Raw genomic sequence first — 20834 nt, forward strand, 5'->3', positions numbered from 1 at the left:
TCATCTGCCGCTGCAACACCTCCACCTGATGTCGCAAAACCGCCTCTAGGGCCTGGACACTGGACGTCTGGCCGCGTCCGGAGTGACCTCCGAGGTGATCACCTCGACCTGCTGGCCGAGAGATCCCTTCGAGGCCCGGCTGGGCGCGGGGCCGCTGCGTGACGATCTGTCGAGTCCCGCCTCCGGCTAGGTCGCCGCCCGCGAAAACACTGGTGGCCGCTGCACCCGAACCTGCTGGCGGTCAGCGCCGGTACGGGCGCTCAACCAACCAGATCAGAGCCTGCGACAAGCACGTCGACGGGATCCCGGATCCCGGATCCAACGAGCCTATGCTTCCATCGCTCGAGCGCACGAGGATCCTGGCGCACCATCCTGCGGCCGTCATCACAGAAGTGAAAAGCATTCGATGATTTCACTAGGTGCAAGATGCCGACAAACGTTCCGAATCTCCTCGCGTCCATTTTTCCCACAGAGAGACAAAAACTGATCAATTCCGCCGAAAATTGAGACTAACGGGGACATCAACAAGAACCAGTGATTGGATGCCGCAATCCCCACGGGGCACAATGACAGTCCCGTTCGCGCTCGTACTCGCGCACTCGGTCCCTATGTACTGCACGCGCAGCCGCCGCGTTGCACAGTGAGCCTTTTCCAGCTTGATCGTGCTGGTCACAAAGTGGTTGCGGTGGGCTGGGGTGGCGGGTGACGCGGCGAGGCGCCTGGTAGGAGCGAAGTCGACCAAAACAACCGCCCTGCCAGGAGCCTCTGGTGTTGTTCTACCGTGCTGCACTGGATCTGTCGCCCGTTACCCGTGCCTTCGTGGCCGAATTGATCGCCGGCCACCGCGACCGGATCGGCTCGCGCTGGCGTGCATTGAACCCCGGCCGCCAGGCGCTGCTGGTGCTGGTGCACCTGCGCTGCAACGAGACCTTCGCTCGTCTGGCCGCCGCGTTCAGTGTCGGTCTGGCGACCGCGCACCGCCACGTCACCGAGGTCATCGCGCTGCTGGCCGACCTGGCACCGGACCTGCGGGAGGAAATGCGAATCGCAGCAAGCACCACCGGCACGGGGTGAACATCCAGTTCCTGACCGACCCGCACGGCCGGCTGATCTGGGCGTCGCCGGTGCTGCCGGGCTCGACGCACGATCTCACCGCCGCCCGCACACACGGCATCATCGACGCGCTCACCAGCCGGGTGATCGCCTGCTACGGCGACAAGGGATACGTCGGCGCGGGCGGCGCGATCGGGACGCCCTACAAGCGCCGAAAGCGCAGCTGACTCGGGCAAACGCAACAAGCTGTTCAACCGGCATCACGCCCAGGTCCGCGCCCCCGGCGAGCAGGACGCCGCCACCCTCAAAAGCCGGCGCATCCTACGGAAGGCCCGCTGCTCCCCCAGCCGCCTGACCACCATCGTCCAAGCGATCCTCACCCTGCACCATCCCGCCAACTGAAGTCGGAAAGACCTCCGTGACCTTTTCGGTGCTGCGACAATGCCAAAGAGGCCTGCTCTTCATCTGAGCAAGTCTTTGAGCTGGGGAAACATGGGCGATACTGGGTTCGAACCAGTGGCCTCTTCGGTGTGAAGCAATTCAGGAGAGTCGATCTGAGTCGAACGGGAAGCCTCTCACCTGCACGAACGCCTGACTGAGTCGCGTTGAGTCGTTGGAGCCTGACTGCGGTGGCTCCCAAACCGGCTCCCGTGGCTCCCTGACTGCGGGAGAGCAACCCGTGTCCTTCCGCAACCCGATGATGATGATGATGATGCTAACCAGCCGGCATTTGGGACTAGATCTGGTGTGCGGCGGCAGGGAGGACTCCCGCCACCTGTTCCTCGGCCAAGCGTCGTCTGACCGAGGGGCGCACCTCCACCGGCAGGGGTCGGCCGACTGTCCGCTGCGGACAGAACATGCGCGTACCACCTCTGCGACCAGAACGCCGCCGATGTCCCCCCGGCAACCGCCACCCGGCCCCGCCATGGCATCGTGGACCTCTTGCTGCAGGGGCTGGATCACCGCCGCCAGCGTCATGAGCGCCTACTAGGACAACAGGTGCCCCACCGCGATCGAACTGGCCCAGCAAGCCTACGACCAGGCAGATTCGCCGCTCCGGCAAGCGCAAATCTTCGACATTCTTGGGCGATCCACCGCAGATCTACTGGATTGCGTCCCTAAGACCAATGTGACGTTCAACGTCTGGGCGGTCTGGGGCCAGACGGGCGATCCTCACAGACGGCGAGGTCGAGTCCCGGGATCAGTTGCTGATGAGGACCAGGCTGCCCAACGGCACGAGCGACAACGCCTTCAACGCATCCTCGGGGACGGCTACGCTGCCCTGTGTGGTCGCCCGCCCGAAGACCGACCGGTCAGGCCAGCCATGCAGGGCGACCGTGCCCGGGCCACCTCCGATAGTGTCGCGGGCTTGCGAATGCGCGCCGACGGGAAGGATCAGCGGGCTAGGTCCCGGCCTGGACGGCTTTAGTGAGGCGAGCAGGAACGTGCGGCCGACCGGGGTAGGGGTAGCGGCGCCACCCACCGCAACCTTCCAACTCCCCGTTGGCTTGTTCGACTTCAGCAGGATGAGCCGCCGGTCCGATAGGTCAACCTTGACGACGTAGGGGGTGAACGCCCCTTGCAGACTGTCGTTTGCAGCAATCCATCCGGTAGCGCCATTAGGACGGGATGGCAGCAGCACCTGATGCCAGCCAGTTTGGCTGGCGATCACCGGCGTCCAAGTAGGGCTGTTCAGCTGTGTCACTGGTAGCCGTGCGATCGGAGCGCCGCCTGGCCGTTCGTACACCGTCTGCGGCGTATTGGGATGCAGCACCGTCCCGTCGCCGGGTTTGGACGAGTTACCATCCAGCGGCGCCTTGAGAACCGTCGAATCGGTGGTCGCCTCCACGAGCTTCGAATTGTCGACGCCGGCCCCTTGAGCCCGCCCCCCGTGCGAACCGCTGCAGCCGGCCACCGTAACCATGGCGGCAATCGCCGCGGCGCCCGGCACGACACCAGCCCAGAACTTAAGTCCCACGCTCATCACCCCCTCCTGCGATTCACTGTTAGCAGCAGTTGTATCACACACAGTGATCGCACTGTGAGGGGCTCACCATAGGCGTTTATGACTGTTGACCGTCCCGAAGAATCGTAGCGGGAGGTCCCAAAAACGGATGCTTGTTCCCTTTTTGAAGAACGTCTAGTTCAGCGACTCGAGGGAGCAGGCGAGTGGGACGAGTTCCTCACAGTGGCCGGTTTGTGCCGTTCGACTGCGAACGCTCCACATAAGCCGGGTCTCATTTCCTCGATGCGCAAGTGCGTTATCGGAACCCTCGCAGGACGAAGGGCCCGGCCCATGTTTCTGTAGGCCGGGCCCTTCGCGACCCGCTAAGACCCCATCACGAACCTTCGTCGAGACTCAATTCCTCCACGACGAAGGAACACGATGGTTCAGCTCGGCGGGGCCATCCAGTCGGTCACGGAGTAGTCCCCGGTGACCGGCTTAGGAGCGGGTGCCTGAGGAAGCCCGTTGTGGCACGTTTTGGGCTTGCCCTGAGACTGGCACTGCTCCTGGCACTGCTTATCGCAGGTGCAGTCCTTCTGGCCATGCTCGCCCTTGCCATGGTGCTGGCAGGTCGGCTTCGGCTTGGGCGCCGTCCCCGTCGGCTTCGGCGTGGGCTTCGTTGTCGGTGCCGTCACCGTAGGCGTCGGCGTCGGTGCCGTCACCGTAGGCGTCGGCGTGGGAGCCGTCACCGTAGGCGTCGGCGTGGGAGCCGTCACCGTAGGCGTCGGCGTCGGTGCCGTCACCGTAGGCGTCGGCGTCGGAGCCGTCACCGTAGGCGTCGGCGTCGGAGCCGTCACCGTAGGCGTCGGCGTCGGAGCCGTCACCGTAGGCGTCGGCGTCGGAGCCGTCACCGTAGGCGTCGGCGTCGGAGCCGTCACCGTAGGCGTCGGCGTCGGAGCCGTCACCGTAGGCGTCGGCGTCGGAGCCGTCACCGTAGGCGTCGGCGTCGGAGCCGTCACCGTCGGCGTCGGCGTCGGAGCCGTCACCGTAGGCGTCGGCGTCGGAGCCGTCACCGTCGGCGTCGGCGTCGGAGCCGTCACCGTAGGCGTCGGCGTCGGAGCCGTCACCGTCGGCGTCGGCGTCGGAGCCGTCACCGTAGGCGTCGGCGTCGGAGCCGTCACCGTAGGCGTCGGCGTCGGAGCCGTCACCGTCGGCGTCGGCGTCGGAGCCGTCACCGTCGGCGTCGGCGTCGGTGTCGTGCAGGTGGACCTCGTGATGGTGTTGCTATCGAGGGTGACCGCTCCGTTCCGAGCCAGTGCCCTGCCGTCGATGATCGTTCCGGTGTTCACCGAGATCGACTGCAGGGCAAGGATGTTGCCCACGAAGGTGGAGTTGGTACCCAGTGTTGCGGAGCTGCCCACTTGCCAAAAGACGTTGCATGGCTGGGCGCCATTGACGAGGGCGACAACGCTGCCCGATGCGGTAATGAGCGTGGATGAGATCTGGAAGATGAAGACGGCGTTCGGGTCGTTCTGCCCGTCGAGGGTGACCGTGCCGGTCAGCCCGAGCGAGGACGTGGACTGGTAGACACCTGGCACGAGTGTCTGACCGCCGAGGTCTCCCGAGACGCTGATGGGCGGAGTCCGCCCGGCGGCGTCGTTGTACGCAGCAGTCAAGTCGGTTTGCGCCTGGAGCGCGACCGCATCGGCGCTGTGTTGTACCCCGTTCACTGTGCCCGGCGGGAATCCGGTGATTGCAGTCCCCGGGCTCACCCCCAAGTCTCCATTGATGACGCTAGGGCCCGTATTGGTGACCGTCGTGCCGGCCAGAACCGCGAAGCTGCTGGCAGTGCCAAGGTCCACAGGCGCTTGCGCGGCTCTGGCTCTGGATTGCAGAGCGACGAATATGGCCACGCCGACAATGCACGCGACGCCAGCCGCCAAGCAGGAAAGCACGAAGGTCCTGCGAGACGACGCACCGACAAAAAAGGTAGATTTCATTTGGCGGATTTTCCTCCCGTATTGCGAGACCAGATACGCCCATCGTCACGGACGCACAGAACCAGTGAGGGATGTGCCTCAAGTCCGGCAGAGACATCCCCGACAGTGGATCAAGCTATCTAAAACGCCACCCAAATCCTGATCAACTCTTGCGCGAATATTCCAAAGTTGCTTGAACCGCCGATATATAGAGATTTAGGTGCAAATAGGGCGCAACCGGCCTGTGCCTCATCCAGATATATGACCACTCGAGTAGAGCAACACTTCGGCGAGAGCTCCAGTTGCCAACCCTGCCCAGTCAATGGTCGGCGTCGAGCTCCGCCCGGGAGGATCGAGGGAACCCGGTGGCGGGGCAGCTGGAACTGGGAAGCGCCAGGGTCCGATTCCCCCGCAAGCCGGCACTTCAGGGGGGCGCCTAGGTGGCCGACCGGACAGGTGCTCACCGGCCAGCCGAAGGAGTGTGGCCGAGCGTGCGCAAGGAACACCTTGTGCCAGCCACGCAGTTGCGCCTCACCGATGCCGGTGGCATCAGTTTGACCTGCTTGCCGCCAACAACGCCAGGACGCGGTCATTGCCCTGGAGTTAGGGCACCGCCGCCGTACCCGCGCGCCGCGGACCGCACTCGCGCCGGCCAGTTGATCACCCCGGGCAGCGCCTAACCCGGCACTGACTCTCGATCAGTATCCTCGCAGCCGCCCTCTCGCCGAGGCGGCAGCCTCACCAACGCATGCTTCTTGCCCGAACGACGGCGGGGGCCAGAAGCCCACCGGCTTCTCGGGCGAGGCGGATCACCGGCCGCCACATGATGTAAGCAGCCACGGCCAAGCCGTACAGGAGATAGATCTGCTGGCCGGTGGTGAGGGTCTTGTTCTCCACAAATGGGTACCAGAGGGCGCTGAATTCCGGCGTGTAATAGCAGAGCGGAGCCTCATAGAGTCCGTTTCCGTCCGGCCAGCACACCTTTGAGGTGTCCACGTCCCCGAAGACGGCGCCGTTGAGCCCTGCCCACAGCGACATCCCCAATGCCACCACGGTGATGACGTCCGCTGCGATCGACGGGCCCGGCTGGAAGAGGCGGACGGCCAGCGCGAAGGATGCCGGGATCGAGGCGAACAGCAGATACCGCGGACCCCAAAACGTCGCTCCACTCCATGACCAGTAGGTGGCGTACGTAAGGATCAGGCCTATCACGAAGGCCATCCACAGATCGTAGGGACAGGTCGGGTCGATTCCCTTGCACCTGCCAGCCAGACCTCTCAGTCGGCCGCGTGCCGGTAGAAACAACCCCGGCGCGAAGAACAGTAGTCCCTTACCGAAGGACAGGGTCAGCGACAGCAGCCCGAAGAATATCGGATAACTGAAACCAGGAAGACCCGAATATGGCATGATAGTTGGGTTGCCATGATTGGTTTCGTATCCTGTAGCGAAGGGACTACCCCGCCGAACCCATGATTCCAGCAATACCAATGTGACCGCGGCGGGCACCGCGAGGGCCCAGCGAAGCCGCCGGCTGTCCCAGATCCGGTGCACGGTCAACAACGTCAGCGCGGGGAGCGTCGCAGGAGTGTTCGCCACAGCGATGACAATCGCGAACCAGCCAGGCCTCACCTTGTTGATCAATATGGCGACGGTGCCCGTCATCACGAGGATCGCCGTGAAAACCTCCCCGTAATACCACAGTTGGTGGAACGGAAACATCGAGCCGAACACCAGCAACAAGATGAAGGTCCGAAGCAGGCGTCGGGGGATCTTACCGCGCAGCGCGAGGTAGCAGAAGGTCACCCCGCCAATCAGAAGAAAGGCGTTGTAACGCAGGCACCACCATTCTTCCGCTCCGAACGCCTTTCCCGCCAACCAGAGGGGAGCCGAGAGGACCGGGCCGAGCATGGAGTACTTGGCGTCCGGCATGGTGCCCTGTGTGAGCATCGCGGCAAGCTGGACATAACGATACGATCCGTCACCCCAGGCATATCGGGGCAGGATGAGCAGCATGGCACCGAGCCCAGCGATGATCAGCGCCGTTTCCACCCTGGCGCGCGCCGGACTGTCGTCCGGATCCCAAGGCGCGGTCTCAACAGCCGGCTCCGGAAAGGCGTATGCCGGAGTTCGAGCCTTCTCCGCTATTGTCCTACTGTGCCCCATTTATGGAACCCCCAACCCTCCCGCCGTGGCTTCCGTTAGGATTCCCAGGGGGAGAATAGAGAGCGTCAGTGCTTGACTAAGGCCCATCCTCGTTCGCGTCAAAGCCTGCTTCCTGAGGTGATCTCAACGCCAACGGAGCCGGACAGGGATAATTTTCATAGCACAAATTATTCTTTAAGCGTGAATACCCGGACAATTCGACACGCCTGCAGGGCGGTGTAGTCGGTGGCCGGGAGCAGGCCCACGCGCTCCTGGCCGTCCCGGATATCGAGGGCGCCAACGCTGACCGCTCGGGCGAGACCGTTGCCAAGGCGATCGACCGTCCACCCTCCGTCATCTGTTCGACCACATGCTCGGCCAACTCTTCAAGCGCCTCCAAATCGGCCAGACCCATGACGCCGGCGAGGCATTGAACCCCGTCCTGATGACGGGCGCCTGACGACCTAATGCCATCGGAGATCCGGCTGATTCGCCGCCATCCGACTTCATGTGCGCCACGTTCTCGCGAGTGAATTAACGACTCAGGACACTAAGAGCCGTCGCGGAGTCAGAACGGGGCGCTCGGTGCATCCTGCTGCGTGTACAGGTCACGCTCCGGGGTACTCAATCGATATTCCACTCCGGCACCGTGGGTCATAGGCCATAAACCGGAAGAGAAGCGGACATCTGGCGCACCGGCGAGAAACCGGTAGAGATTGAAGCGGCATATATGTCCAACATCGAACGTTATGCGTGGAATATTCTGGAAGGAGTGAAGGCCGATGACGGCGCCTCTCTTTGAAGTCGCCCGCGCGGCGGCAGACGGCGCACGCGTGTCGGTGATGCTGCCACCAGAGGCAGGACCGCTGCGCTGGTACGGCGCGACCAAGTTCAGCGGTCCCAACTACCTGCGAAGTTTTCACCTCGCGGAGGCAGGCCAGCACGAAGTCGTCCCGAGCAACATCCTGCCGGGGGCGAGCAAGCGGGTTTACCGCCGCAACGGCTTCGACATCGTGGTCTACGAGGCAGTGGACCATTCGAATGGCTGTCTCGTCTTCGCAGGTCCCTACAACGAGGCGACCACGTGGTTTGGAGGTCCCCCGCCGAGGGCCGCGGTGCTGAACCGCATCGTCTCGATGCTGACGTTCATCGACTCGCCGACCGGTGCGCGGGTGACCGCGAGGCCCGCCACGAACATCCAGCAGCACGGGACAATGCTGGTCGGCTCCGACGCGCGCATGACCGTCATCGCCAGGGACGCTAGGAGCGCACGGGACGACCTCCCCGTTTGGCGGGGTCAGCAGCATGGGGACGCCGAAGTCTGGCGCACCCGGCAGAACCTCCGCGAGGAGCAGGCGGCCAAGCTGGCCGGGACGCCCTTCGAGTGGTCCTACATGTTCGCCAACTCGACCGCGGTGTTCGACGTCAGTTTCCGGCCCGAGCCACCTCCCGGCCTCACGCCCAAGAGCATCGTGGACAAGAACCACGTCAACACCGTGCTGTCCGGTCTGAAGGTCATCTGGGCGGCGTGAGGGACATGATGAGCCTGCCGACCACCCTCAGCCTCTGCTCACTCTTCGTCTCCGCCTTCGCCATACTGGCCGTCGGCGCCGTCTACTCCAGGCTCCGCATGCTGGAGCGGACGGCACTCGACCCCGGGAGCACGCTGCTCATCGACGAACATCCGATCGCCCCCAAGGCTCTGCAGCCCACCGGCAACGCCACGACCACGCTGGTGATGCTGCTCAGCAACGGCTGCTCCGTCTGCGGTGTCGTGTGGCGGGCCGCCACCGAATACGTCGTCACGCACGATCTCGCCGGATCGCGGCTTGTCGCGCTCTTCGCCTCGCAGGGCGCCGCCGGAACCTTCGGCGACGCTCCGGGGCTGGAGTGCGTCGTGGACCCCGGAATGTGGTCCGCCTTGTCCGAGGGGTACACCCCCTGCCTTTATCTGATCGGAACTTCGGGTCGCGTGACCGATCGCCGGTTCGTCTACACCGACACCGACGTCCCCGCCCTCCTCGCCGATCTTGCCCGGGTAACCGATCCCACCGGGAGTCACCATGCGCTTTGACTCGATCCCCATGGCGGAGACCGCTCCGGAGGGCGCCGTCCCGAGCAGGATCCGGGCCCTCATACCCAACCCTCCAGCGTCACGGCGAACCATGATCAGGGGCCTGGGAGCCGCGGCGCTGGCGGCCACGTTGGTTCCCTATGACTGGGTGTCCTCCCGGCGCGCAGCCCGCGCCGAGCCGGCCCCGACATCGGAGTGGCTCGACCCGCACTGCGGAGGGGGCGGCATCGGCGCCTACACCCCTGCCAAATCGAACTGGTGGACCGGGGACCCGGACATGTGCGTCGGAGGCTGGCGAGTGGGCAGCAAACCCTGCAATCACGACAGCCGCCACTTCGACGGGTTCTGGGAATACACCCACGACGGGATCCGGGAGATTGTCTGGGCTCAGCGCACCCCGAGCTTCTGCGCCGGCAGGAACTCCTGGCGATGGTCGGCCCCTGACGGCAACACTTTCCGGTGCTCGGACGCCTGGACCCACATCTCCTGGGCCGACAACGAATACGCGGGCCTCACCATCGCCGTCTGCTTCGTAGGCGTGATGGGATAGGCGGTAACACCAATGACCACTCGTCCAGAGCCATCTGCATCCACGGTCGGCAAGCATCCGTGGTGCCGCCGCATCCTGTTGGACCCGCTCAGCCTCGCCGTGCCGATCGTGGCCGGTGCCGCCGTACCGGCGGCGCTGGCCACGGCCGGACCAGATCGGCAAGGGCCAGTGGCGGCGGGTATCGCGGCGCTCCTGGCGTTCTGCTGGGCGGGGCTCAACGCCGGCTACGCCAACTCGGGCTCCACTTGAAGCCGCAACTCGGCATTCCTGCTGAGCGCGCCGGTCTGGCGCGGTTCCGGTCCCTTGCTGGCCTTCGGCCTCGGCCTGCAGGTCGGCGCGTTGCTGGTCGCCCTGATCACTGCCGTGTTCGGTGGCCTGGTCCAGGCGCTGCTGCCCTTCTCTGTGCGGGCGGGACTGTTCGGCCTGGCAGCCCTCGCCGTCCTGCTGCGTGAGACGGGGCTGGTGAAGCTGCCGGTGCCCGAGAACAAACGCCTCGTCCCGGAGGAGGTGCAGCATCGCGGGCGTCTTGTGGGCCCGATTCAGTTCGGTTTCGAGATGGGGACGGGTATGCGCACGTACTCGCCGTCTGCTCTGCCCCATCTGGTGCTGCTGGCCGTCCTGCTGGTCTTGCCGTTCCCGGGTGCCCTCGCAGCTGGAGCCGGCTTCGCCCTGGCCCGCTGGATCATGCCCGCCGCGAGCATCGGCCACGGCGCCGACGGAGGATGGGAAGATCGCTGGATCGCCCACCGCGGGCTGCTCGCCGCAGGAACCGCGCTTGCCATGCTGACGGCGCTTGGCACCGGAATCGTGCTGACCCCATGGTGACCGAGGTCGCGGTGATCTATGACGGGGCCTGCGGCGGCTGCTCGTCCATCGCTGCGCGGCTGTCCAGCGTCCTGGCACCACCCGTGCTGGCCCGCTCCTGTCGTGACCCCTACCTAGCCACCGAGTTCCCTGTACTGGGCGGGCCTCTCGGCGGACGTCCCTGCGGAGGCCCGCTGCTGATCACCGTGTTCTCCGACGGCCGAACGGAGGTGTCGGGTGGGCCGGCCATGCTGTGGCGAGGTGCGCGGCTGGTCGCGCCTGGCCGCAGGGCGGCGGCGGTCCGGCTGGCCCTATGGGTCGCCTGGTGGCGAATGCGGCATAGGTAGCAATCATCATGTCAGACGTACTCTTACTGGCCCTTTCCCGGTGCGCCGCTGGATGTCGAGAAGAGCATCAAGTGCCGTCAGGTCATGAGCGGGCGAGTTCCTCCAGCCGCTGGTGCAGGTGCTCGACGTGGGTCTCGAATTCGGGTTTCATCAGCACGCTGCGCAAGATACGCGCGCCGGCGGCGTCGGCGGCAACCTCCGGGTGGCCGGCGAAGCGAACGGCGTCCAGACGGATTGTGCTGAGGAAGATCGGGTCCTGACTGTCGGTCATCCCCTCGTGCAGAATCCGGTTGCTGGCCGCGTCGATCGCCGAGAGGGCGTGGCCAGCGGTGACTGGGAAGTAGCTGACGATGTCGAGCTGCGGGGCCTGGTAGAGCTCGAGGTATTCGGAGTTTTCAATCAGATCCGCCCACTGCAGCGCCGCCCGACGGCCGGCCGCCAGCACTTGGCCCAGCCCTTCACGGGTAGGCGGCAGCAGCTGGAAAGTGAGCCACAAGGCGGCAGCTGTGGCGCCCGCCCGGGAGGACTCCAGGCTGATCTCGCCCAGGTGCAGTTCGTCGGAGGTGAAATAGGTGTACGGCGAGTCGTGCAGGTAGAACCGGCCAACGGAGGGGTCACGGAAGAGGACGGCGCCGCAGCCGTACGGTTGGAGACCGTGCTTGTGCGGGTCCACCACGACAGAGTCGGCCTTCGCGACCGCCTGCCAGGGCTCAACCGGCAGCTCCTCCGGGCCGTCTGCACCGGCCAGCAGGGTGAAGAATCCGCCGTAGGCGGCGTCGACGTGAATCCGCACGCCGTACTGCTCACGCAGCGCCAGCGCTTCGTGGACCGGTTCGACGGCGCCGAGCCCTGTCGTCCCGGCGGTGAGGACGACGGTGCCGACCTGTCCGCCGCGAAGTCCTTCCTCCAGCGCGTCGAGGTCCATGCGGCCAAGGGCGTCGGTGGGTACGGGAAAGCCCTCCACCCCTAGGACGTTGCACATTCGGCCGTGTGTGTAGTGGGCCTCGGTGCTGTAGGCGATGCTCTTTTCGGGGTGCAGTTCGCGGGCCACGAAGAGGGCTTCGAGGTTGGCGATCGTGCCGCTGGTGGTCAGGTGCCCCAGGTAGGTGCCGTACCCGAACATCGTGGCCAGTTGCTGGACCACCTCGCGCTCCATCGTGGCGGTGGCTGGCCCGCCGTCCAAGGCATGATTGTTGGGGTTGATCAGCATCGCGGTCAGGTAGCCGACCACGGCTGCCGGGTGGGGCGGCTTGCGCATCTGGCCCGCGTAGCGGGGATGGAAGAAGGGATAGTTGTTCTTCAGCCGCTCGGTGAAAGTCTCGAACGCGGCGGCGAACCGGCTGTCGTCGACGGCCAACGCCGGGTGCGGGTCAAAGGGGCCGAAGGTCTTACTCCACTCGGCGTTCGACGCGACCGCCGCGGCCAGCCACTTGTTCAGATCCATCGGGCCACGCTTCCTTGATCTGGGCTGTTCGCCTAGTGCGGGTTCAAGGGCTGGGCGGCGCACGCCGTGGAACGGCTCCCGGCCGCCGCTGAGCGCGGTGAACAGCACTCCCTCGATCGGTGGCTCAGCGCCGATGTCGGTCTGGATGAAGGTTGTGCCGGTGACGATGTGGCTGGAGAGGCCTCCTAGTCTCAAGGACGTCGTCTGGCTGGGCCGCCAGGTGGTGGGCCTCTCGGACAGCAGGACCTCGCCGGCGGAGGGCGATCCGCCCGCGCCCACCTGGCCGAGCCGACCGTGGCTCCCGAGGGATCCATGGACGGTTACAACCGCGCGAAGTTCCCGCACTGGATCACCATCTCCGGGACGTGCAACCCCCGCGAACCCGTCCTCAAGTGAGACGGCGATAACGTGCGCACCAACGCCGAATGCCAGGACGTGTCGCGGACCTGGTCCAGCCTTTATGACGGGGCGACCTGGACCCAGTGCGACGACCTGGACATCGACCACATGGTCTCCCTCGCCCAGGCCTGGCGCTCAGGCGCAAAACCTGGACCACCGCCCGGCGCCGCGCCTTCGCCAACGACCTGACCTCCTCCCAGTTGTGGACGGTCACCGACGACCTCAACCAGGCCAAGGGCGACAAGGACCCGGCCTATGGAAACCGCCGCTGGCCTCCTTCCACTGCACCTACGCCCGCTCCTGGACCGACGTGAAGTGCCGCTACTAGCTCAGCGTCGACCCCGCCGAGAGAACCGCGCTGCAGATCATGCTCGCCACCTGCCGAGGCGTTCCGAACTGAGCCCTGCGTGGTTGGGGGCTCGAACGCGCGGCAGTTGACGAAGCGCCCATTCCCTGCCGGGCCATGTTGGAGGCGCTGCCGGCAACGCAAGCTGCCTTCAGCAGCGATAAGGCGCCCAGCAGAGCCGGGCATGCCCGGTGCGGGTCGGCCCCGCGCCGGGCGTGCCGGGAGGTCGTTAGTGACGTCCCACGTGCTCCGTCGGACGGTTCAGCAGGTCGGCTCGCCGCTCTGCGCGGGGACGTTGATGGCGCTCCACGCGGCCTTCACCGCGTTGCATTCGGTGGCCGAGCCGGGGAACAGCTGCTTGGCCGCCTGGAGGGTCGCGACGCGGGCGCGGGCGTGGCTCCAGCTCGTCACCTTGCGGTTCAGGCCGCCCATGAAGACCTGGCCGGCCTTCTGGATGCCGATGCCCGTGACCTTGGAGTTGTTGCAGGTCGGGCTGGTCGGGTTGCCGTTGGTCGGGTTCGAGCCCTCGGCCAGCAGATAGAACCAGTGGTTCTGCGGGCCGGCCGCCGCGTGCACCTCGGTGCTCGGGATCGAGGACGAGTAGCAGTTCGGGTCGCCCAGCGCCGAGGGGTTGTACATGTTGCGGATCGGGCCCTGGCCGACCAGGTCGACCTCCTCGCCCACCAGGTAGTCCGGCGGGTCGTAGGTGGAGGGCTCATTCATGTAGTGCTCGGTCAGCGCGCCGAAGATGTCGCCGGCCGACTCGTTCATCCCGCCCTTCTCGTTGCCGCTGCCGCCGCTGGCGCCGCCGGGCGTGGTCTGGAAGATTGCGTGCCCGTTCTCGTGGCCGACGACGTCGACGGACGTGGCCAGCTTGGTGTTCGACTGGTTGTGGCCGAAGTTGGTGTAGCTGCCGTTCCAGTAGGCGTTGACGTCGTTCAGACCCACGCGCGAGGGGAAGCCGCGGCCGTTGCCGTTCGTCCCGTTGCGGCCGAGCCATGCCTTGAGCATGTCCCATTCCTTCTGGACCGCGTACAGCACGTCCACGCAGCCGGTCTCCAGGTTCGTCCCGCTGCCGTTGCCCCAGGCGCTGTCGGTGCCGGTGTAGGCCGAGCCGCCCTGGCCGCCGCACTGGTGGCCGGGACGCGAGGGGTCGGTCATGGACGTCGCCGCGGTGCTCAGGTCCACCGTGCCGTGGTAGAAGCTTCTGTCATCGGCGGCGTCGCGGACGTCATCGAACGTTCGGACGACCTTGCCGGTCTTGGCGTCGACGAACACGTGCAGCTTCGTCTCGCCCTTCTTCTGGTGACCGGAGACGACCGTTTCGTAGACCAGGCGTCCTTTGCCCTCCGCCAGCACGGTGAGGCGGGGGGTGGAGACCGTGTCGACCTTCGCGACCTTGGCACGCGACACCGTGGCGGCCTGCGCCGCCTTGATCGTCGCTTTGGTGCCGACGTTGAGCGTCGCGGTCTGGTTGACCGAGGTGCTCAGCACACCGCCGTCGGCGTTCGTGGTGACGACGATGTCGCCGCCCAAGACCGGCAGGCCGTCGTAGGTGCGCTGGTACTCCACGTACTGCAGGCCGCGCAGGCCCGAGGTGACGTTCGTGCGGAAGATCTTGTCTTTCGGGGCCTTCATGAGCTCCGCCTGCTTGGCGGCCACGAAGGTGTCGGCCGAGACCGCCGCGAGCGTGCGGGGGTTCGGCTTGGCCGGGGTGGTGCGGGCGGTCGCTCCTGTGGCGGGGACGGACATCGCCACGGCGAGGCCGGCCGCCAGCGCCGCCGCCCCGATCGCGGTCTGGTGTCTCACAGGGGTGCTCCTTCCACGGGCCCAGCGGCACAGGGCGTCCGAAGCCTCAGGTGGGAGCGCTCCGCGACGCCCTTGTCGCCAGGCCGGATTGGGGACGAGTCACTCATTCGGGATGAGCTGTCCCGAAGTGCACCCTGTTGGACCGGAAGGTGTCAATGCATTCAAAGCAGCATGAATTTTCACAAACCATCAATTGAAAGACTGTAGGCGAGGTAACTTCCCTGGTGAGCAGCATTCGGCTCGACCTACAGGAGTTACGGGCGGCACGGCTCCCGGTGAGCGAAGGTTGGGCCCGTCAAACGACTTCTAGGCGGTCGTCTACTTCGTCAGGTCGCATGTGGATGCGCACGCCACGGGGACTGAGTCGGTGTTGCCACCCGACCGCACGGGCGCAGGTCCACGCGAGGTCGATGTGCTGATCACCAGCCGTGCCAGGGCAGGGAGTTTCGGATCGGTGTCGAATGCCGCGACCATCGCAGGGCGAACGACATCGCTTGGGTAGAGCAGGTACGCACCAAGCTGGCGGAGCTGGAACTGGACCAGATGGTGCTGGTCCCCTCCAGCGGCTTCACCGGGGGCGCGGTGGCCAAGGCCCGGTACTACGGCATCGAACTGGTGACCCCCGAGCGACCGATCCCCATCGACGGGCCCCTCGGCCGCCTGGGGCACCCGCGCCTGGAGTTCCGTGAGGTGATCAGGGATCGCCTGATCTCAGTCGCCGGTCACGTTCACCGCGATGGGCGCCTCCAGCGGATTCCGCTGCCCGCGGGCGGTGCGGTCTTCAAAGCGGAAGGCGCTCAGATCACCAGCATTGCGCAGATCGTGGGCGGACATCCTGGACAAAGCGAACCTGCGCCAGGTCGTGGCCGACGCTTCCGGCCAGGCCGGGGAGTTGCGCGCCGAGGTGGAGGACCTGGTCCTTCGCTCCGCCGATGGCGGCGAGCCGATCAGAGCGTTCGTCGACATGCAGGCCGCTCTTGAGAAGATGCTTCGTCTGACCCCCATCAGCGCAGTGATCAGTGCCCGTCGACGGCGTCGCAGCCGAGCGGCAGGGGGACGGCTGCGGACAATTTTGAGGGCGTTTCATTTGGTGGTTATGGACAGGTGCATGGTGGTGTAGTCAAAGGTGACGGCGAAGGGTTTGAAGAACTCGTGGGTGAAGTTGGCGATCAGGTCAAAACCGAACTGAGCGGATTGGCCGGGCCCTGGGAAGCCGGGGAAGACCTTGTCGGCTGCGCGGCCGCGAATGCTGTGGCCGATCGCCTCACCGAGGCTGATCCGGTCGGCGGTGATGGGATAGAGCGTTCCGCCGGGCTGGGGAAGCGGGTGGTCGTAGTCCACGGCGATGCCCGCCCGTTCAGCGATCTCCACCGTGGTGTCGACGCCGCTGCCGATACCTCCGGTATCGACGGTGACCATGCGCGGCCCGTAGCCGCCCAAGCTGCCCAAGGTGCAGGGGTAGTGGTCCCCGGCCAGCCACAGCGGCAGCCGGCTCGTTGCACGCGTCCGACGCGACTCGGCGGTTTCGCGGCGCAAGATCAGGGCTCGTCCGGCGTAATCCATCGTGGTCAGGAAGTGGTAGAACAGCGTCGTCCCGAACGCGCCCGCCGCCGGGGTGCCGTCGGGCAGTGACGGCCGTTTCGCATCGCTCCACTGCACCGGGACATTGCGGATCTCTATGTCGCCGATGCGGAAGGAGTCCATGACGCCCAGCCAGATGGTGATCGGCTGGTTGTTGGCCACTCCTCCCGACATCGTGGTCACCGCACGCAGCCCGGCCTCCTCCGCCGCCTCCCGCGACAGGTCGAAAGTGGCGTAGGTGTCGAGCCAGAACGGCTGGACCCGTCCGCCGTTCACGCTCGCCTCGACTGCTGGCACGGGGTCCAGCGTGATGAAGGGGATGCGTGTGCTCCGCGCGCCCCGGATGCGCCAGGGCGCGCCCGTGATGTTGGAGTACAACTCGGCGAACGCAGTGTCGCGCGGGCGGCCGGTGCCTTTCAACAGGGGCGTCGCGCGAGAGATCCGGTCCTGCCGGACGAAGCACTCGGCCAGCCGCTGAGCCGAAGCGACGTCATCAGGTTGCGCAGCAAGGGCCTTCGACAGGTATCTCTCAGCATCGGTGAAACGGTTGGACAGCAGGGCGATGTAACCGATCTGGGCCAGGGCGTGTGAATCACCGGTATTGCTGCGAAGGGCCCGCCGGTAGCCGCGTTCGGCCGCAGCGAGGCTGCCGCCCTTGAACAACAGATCGGGGTCGTTTGCGGTGGCCGCCGCTGTCGGCGTGGACTTCCAGAAGGGGGCGGCCATGCTGGCGGCCACGGTCAGAGTTGCGGCGCGAAGGAAGGCGCGCCGGTCGAGGGAGCGAAGTCCCGTTTCAGTGGGCATGTCTTGCCTCCCGATGTCGCGTTTGGGACCTCACGCCGTTGGATGGGTGAACCCCGGGCAGGCAACACCTAACAGCCAGACGTGTTTCCAGACCGTTTCCATCTGCCTTCGCAAGCCTGGCTCCAGGGCTGCATCTGCACGGGGGCGGCGGACACGGTGGTCGGTGGGACAGGCCGTTGATAACGCCGAATATGGGCAGATCGCGCAGCACCTGGCTGGAGTGCGGGTCCACGGTGGGCGGGTGCTGGCACGGGCAACCAGTCCGAGCGTTGCCGAGGCGGGCGATCACCAGCTGTACTCGTCGGGTTCTGCTTGACCTACGATGACGCGGTGAAGTTCGTGATGGTGCCGGGTGGCTGGCAGGGCGGATGGGTGTTCGACTCGGTGGCCGCTGAGCTGCACCGAGACGGTCACCATGTTGAGGCGGTGACCCTGTCAGGGTTGGAGTTGGACAGCCCGGTCGATGTGGACCGTCCCCCGAACCTCGACACCCATATCGACCAGGTAGCCGAGGTCATTGACCGTAGCGACGAGACGCCCCTGGCACTGTGCGGGCACAGCTACGGCGGGATGGTGATCGCTGGTGTCGCGGATCGGCTCAGCGACCGCCTCGATCAGCTCGTTTTCATCGACGCCTACGTCCCGGACGACGGGGATTCGTGTTGGGCGTTGACCAGCGACAGCTTCCGGGAGTTGTTCATAGCCGGCGCCCGCGCCGACGGTCGCTGGGTCGCAGTGCCTGATGGGCTCGACCCTCGCGCACGACCGCACCCAATGGCGAGCTTCATCCAGTCGATCAGGCTGGAAGGCAACTCCAGCCGCACGCTCGGCCGAACGTTCATCAGCGGTGGCGCGTGGGAAGGCAGCCCGTTCGTGCACCTGACCGAACGGTTGCGCAACGACTCCGGCTGGCGGGTTCACGAAATTCCTGTTGGTCACAACATCGCCCGCCGCGACCCGCACAGCCTCGCGGCCGTTCTCGGCGCACTGCCGCCCGACTCCGCCTGACGCACAGCCACTCACTCCTCTGTGTCGCCGTCTCGGCGGGACGGGCGCGACCGTCCTCGACACCTTCTACGGCTTCTACGCACCCGGTGGCGACGCCGCGTCGTGGGCGGGATCGCTGAGAACTCTGCGAACGGCTCATGGCGTGGGGGCAGGCGTTCGAGCCTCCCAACACCTATGGGGCCGGGACCGGCGTCAACGAGCCGCGTCGGCGACGCCGGCCTCCAATCCAGCCCGTCCCGCAACGCCTGCGCCGGGCCGTCCGGGTCGGCGAGCCCGGGTCGGCGAGGACGCCGGACTCGCTCGTATAACCACGCGTTGTACGGATCGTTGTTCTAGGCCGTTGGGGGCGTGCGGGCGGTCGTCGCGAAGTGCTGCCGGTAGCGCTCGGGGGTGGTGGCCAGGTGGCGGGCGAAGAGCCGGTGCAGTGTCTCGCCGTGCTTGTAGCCGACCGTCCTGGCGATGGCGCCGAGCGACGTGGTCAGCAGGAAGCCCCCTGGCCTCCTTCGCCTTGGATGGCCCGCAGGAGCACAGAGCGATTCTCGCGTCACTGGGAAAGGACGTCCTGCGTGAGATAGAGCGGCATCGAGTCCTCCCATTGGCTGTCCGTCAGCATGCTCTTGTCGGAGCCGTCCGACTTCATGCTGAAGATCTGCCCGTAAGGCTGGAAGGTGTTGTCGTACAGCGCGGCCTCTTGGCGGAAGCCGTACATCCCGCTGTTGTACAGAATGCGTCCGTCATAGTTCCAGACGGCGTGGCCGTCGTTGGAGCCGCTGCTGGTCAGGACGCGCAGGCCGGTGCCGTCGGGACGGATGGTGCACACGTCGAAGTCGGTGTCGCTCGTTTTGCGGGTGAAGAGGATGAGCTTGCCGTCCGGGGACCAGTCGGGCAGGTTGTCGTACTCGTCGGTGAGGACGCGCGTCGCCCCGGTGCCCAGGTTGAGGATGCGCAGGCCCTTGGTGTCCTCGCCCCAGACGCGGTAGACGATCTCGTTGCCGTCGGCCGAGTAGCTCGGGAAGCCGGCGTTGGTCGTGCCGTCAGTGAGCTTCTCCCATGTCGAGCCGTCGCTGCGCACCCTCGCGACCGCGGCCGTCATCTCCCGGCGTTCCTGGAACCAGCCGCCCAGGCCGAAGGCGATCCATTCACCGTCCGGCGACCAGGCGGGCCGGAACGCGCCGGCCAGACCCTTGGCTATCAGCACCGGGTCGAGGCCGCTCGTGGCGTTGTCGAAGACGACCTGCCGGTCGGAGCCGTCCGGGCGCAGGGTGACGATCGAGGAGTTACCGAGTTGCTTCTCGGTGATCGCGAGACGGCCCTGCCTCGACAGGGCAGGGAAGACGTCGCAGTGGCGGTACTCCCAGCTGGAGTCCCAGCTGTAGAGCGGCGTGTCGACCGGGCGCGCCGTGAAGCCGACCTTCTGGTAGATCACCGATTTCCCGTCCGGCGTCCAGACAGGGGAGCGCATCGGCCGCTTGACCGAGGGCAGGCCGCCCGAGGCGTAGGCCAAGCCCTCTTCTGCTCCGCCCTTGACGAGGTAGCCGATTTCGGTGGCGTTCACGTACTGGGGGGAGACCTTCAGGTTGGGGCCTGAGGTGTGTTCGAGGCGCGCACCGGTCGCGACGTCGACCGAGACGATCTGGGATTCGACCTTCCCGATGCCCTCCGGGCGGTGGGCGAGCCAGGTCCCTTCGGTCGTGATCTCGTAGAAGACGATCCGGCGGCCGTCCGGCGACCACTTCGGGGAGCCGAGGCAGTAGCCCGTCCGGGACGCGACCTGGCGGAAGCCGGTGCCGTCCGGCCGGATGACGTAGATGGCCAGTTCCTGGGTGTGCTCCCAGCCGCGACCGTCGTCATGCCCCCGCCAGGGTGTGTTGCGATCGCTGGAGAAGGCGATCCACCGGCCGTCGGGCGACCAGGCGGGCCGGAAGTGACCGTCGGGAAGGCTCGGGTCGCCGGCGACCGCCGAACCGTTGGTCAGACAACGCAGCGCATTGGTGCGCAGGTTCAGCACCCAGATGTGCGCCTTGTGGTCACCGCGGGTGGAGACGAACGCCAACTGGGTTCCGTCCGGTGACAGGACCCCGGAGTCGTCCATGGCCGAGCCCCCCACCAGGCGCTGGACGTTCGTCCCGTCGACACGCGCACGGTAGAGGCAGGAATTGCCGTCGCCCGTCCGTTCGGAGGTGAAGACGATCGATCGGCCGTCGGCGGAGACGCTGGCGTGGTAGTCGTATCCAGCGGTCACCAGCAGTTTGCGCTCGTTCGTACCGTCGATGTTGGAGATGTAGAGATCTGACGATGACGGTCCGATCCGGTTCATCAGCATCACGCCCTTCTTGCCGGCCGCGGCGGCCGCCACGGAGAAGGGCTGGGGCAGCAGGGTGGCGCCGACCGCGGCCGCACCGGCCGTCAGAAACGTCCTGCGTCTCATGCTGGTCTCCATCGCTCTGCCATTCCTTTCGCTTGGCCCCCGAGCTTTCCGGTCGAAGTACGCGCAGCCGCGCCGGGACATTCGCCGCACCCGATGCGACCGTCAAGCAGAATCGAAACGT

Annotated in this window: 15 protein-coding genes and 1 pseudogene; 7 read left to right on the plus strand and 9 right to left on the minus strand. The window is 66.1% G+C overall.

Annotated features, from left to right (window positions below; genetic code table 11):
• Positions 1-768: 768 nt before the first annotated feature.
• Positions 769-1455: pseudogene (locus BJ999_RS25715) on the plus strand (transposase family protein).
• A gap of 799 nt (positions 1456-2254) precedes the next feature.
• On the opposite strand, the gene BJ999_RS25720 reads toward BJ999_RS25715, so the two are convergent.
• The 3 genes from BJ999_RS25720 to BJ999_RS25730 form a co-directional block, all read right to left on the minus strand.
• Positions 2255-3037, minus strand: a complete 783-nt coding sequence (locus BJ999_RS25720) for a L,D-transpeptidase (protein WP_179835665.1) — start codon at positions 3035-3037, stop codon at positions 2255-2257.
• 407 nt (positions 3038-3444) lie between these two features.
• Positions 3445-4998, minus strand: a complete 1554-nt coding sequence (locus tag BJ999_RS44090; RefSeq protein WP_218935225.1) for an ice-binding family protein — start codon at positions 4996-4998, stop codon at positions 3445-3447.
• Between the two features lie 717 nt (positions 4999-5715).
• Positions 5716-6990 carry a hypothetical protein gene (locus BJ999_RS25730; protein WP_179835666.1) on the minus strand — a complete coding sequence of 425 codons (1275 nt, stop codon included), beginning with the start codon at positions 6988-6990 and terminating at the stop codon, positions 5716-5718.
• Positions 6991-7901: 911 nt separating this feature from the next.
• Between BJ999_RS25730 and BJ999_RS25735 the strand changes: the two genes are divergently transcribed.
• The 5 genes from BJ999_RS25735 (at position 7902) to BJ999_RS25755 (ending at position 10894) form a co-directional block, all read left to right on the plus strand.
• The gene (locus BJ999_RS25735) at positions 7902-8651 is read left to right on the plus strand and encodes a hypothetical protein (RefSeq protein ID WP_179835667.1); all 750 of its coding nucleotides are present in this window, start codon (positions 7902-7904) and stop codon (positions 8649-8651) included.
• Between the two features lie 8 nt (positions 8652-8659).
• Positions 8660-9193 carry a hypothetical protein gene (locus tag BJ999_RS25740; protein WP_179835668.1) on the plus strand — a complete coding sequence of 178 codons (534 nt, stop codon included), beginning with the start codon at positions 8660-8662 and terminating at the stop codon, positions 9191-9193.
• A 91-nt stretch (positions 9194-9284) separates the two neighbouring features.
• The gene (locus BJ999_RS25745) at positions 9285-9743 is read left to right on the plus strand and encodes a hypothetical protein (RefSeq protein WP_179835669.1); all 459 of its coding nucleotides are present in this window, start codon (positions 9285-9287) and stop codon (positions 9741-9743) included.
• A 303-nt stretch (positions 9744-10046) separates the two neighbouring features.
• Positions 10047-10568 carry a hypothetical protein gene (locus BJ999_RS25750; protein ID WP_179835670.1) on the plus strand — a complete coding sequence of 174 codons (522 nt, stop codon included), beginning with the start codon at positions 10047-10049 and terminating at the stop codon, positions 10566-10568.
• A complete protein-coding gene (locus BJ999_RS25755) occupies positions 10562-10894 on the plus strand; it encodes a hypothetical protein (RefSeq protein ID WP_179835671.1) in 333 nt (110 codons plus the stop codon). The genes BJ999_RS25750 and BJ999_RS25755 overlap by 7 nt, the downstream gene beginning before the upstream one ends.
• Before the next feature lie 82 nt (positions 10895-10976).
• Here the strand turns inward: BJ999_RS25755 and BJ999_RS25760 are convergent, their stop codons facing one another.
• From BJ999_RS25760 to BJ999_RS25775, 4 genes are all read right to left on the minus strand, one after another.
• Positions 10977-12617 (minus strand): pyridoxal phosphate-dependent decarboxylase family protein, encoded by a 1641-nt coding sequence (locus BJ999_RS25760; RefSeq protein WP_229810742.1) that lies wholly within the window; start codon positions 12615-12617, stop codon positions 10977-10979.
• Between the two features lie 727 nt (positions 12618-13344).
• Positions 13345-14892 carry a M4 family metallopeptidase gene (locus BJ999_RS25770; RefSeq protein ID WP_229810741.1) on the minus strand — a complete coding sequence of 516 codons (1548 nt, stop codon included), beginning with the start codon at positions 14890-14892 and terminating at the stop codon, positions 13345-13347.
• A gap of 711 nt (positions 14893-15603) precedes the next feature.
• Positions 15604-15726: a hypothetical protein gene (locus BJ999_RS43175; RefSeq protein WP_268247877.1), complete on the minus strand. Its 123-nt coding sequence runs from the start codon at positions 15724-15726 to the stop codon at positions 15604-15606.
• A gap of 249 nt (positions 15727-15975) precedes the next feature.
• Positions 15976-17277: a tetratricopeptide repeat protein gene (locus BJ999_RS25775; protein ID WP_179835672.1), complete on the minus strand. Its 1302-nt coding sequence runs from the start codon at positions 17275-17277 to the stop codon at positions 15976-15978.
• A 330-nt stretch (positions 17278-17607) separates the two neighbouring features.
• Here BJ999_RS25775 and BJ999_RS25780 point away from each other — a divergent pair, with 330 nt between their 5' ends.
• Positions 17608-18285: an alpha/beta fold hydrolase gene (locus tag BJ999_RS25780; RefSeq protein WP_218935226.1), complete on the plus strand. Its 678-nt coding sequence runs from the start codon at positions 17608-17610 to the stop codon at positions 18283-18285.
• Between the two features lie 332 nt (positions 18286-18617).
• Here BJ999_RS25780 and BJ999_RS25785 read toward each other — a convergent pair whose 3' ends face one another.
• Entirely contained in the window at positions 18618-18833 is a 216-nt protein-coding gene (locus tag BJ999_RS25785; protein WP_179835673.1) for a hypothetical protein, read from the minus strand.
• Complete coding sequence (locus BJ999_RS25790) at positions 18830-20713, minus strand: hypothetical protein (protein ID WP_218935227.1); 1884 nt, start codon at positions 20711-20713, stop codon at positions 18830-18832. The genes BJ999_RS25785 and BJ999_RS25790 overlap by 4 nt, the downstream gene beginning before the upstream one ends.
• Between the last annotated feature and the right edge of the window lie 121 nt (positions 20714-20834).

It is taken from the genome of Actinomadura citrea (assembly GCF_013409045.1).
In the GTDB taxonomy this organism is placed as follows: Bacteria; Actinomycetota; Actinomycetes; order Streptosporangiales; family Streptosporangiaceae; genus Spirillospora; species Spirillospora citrea.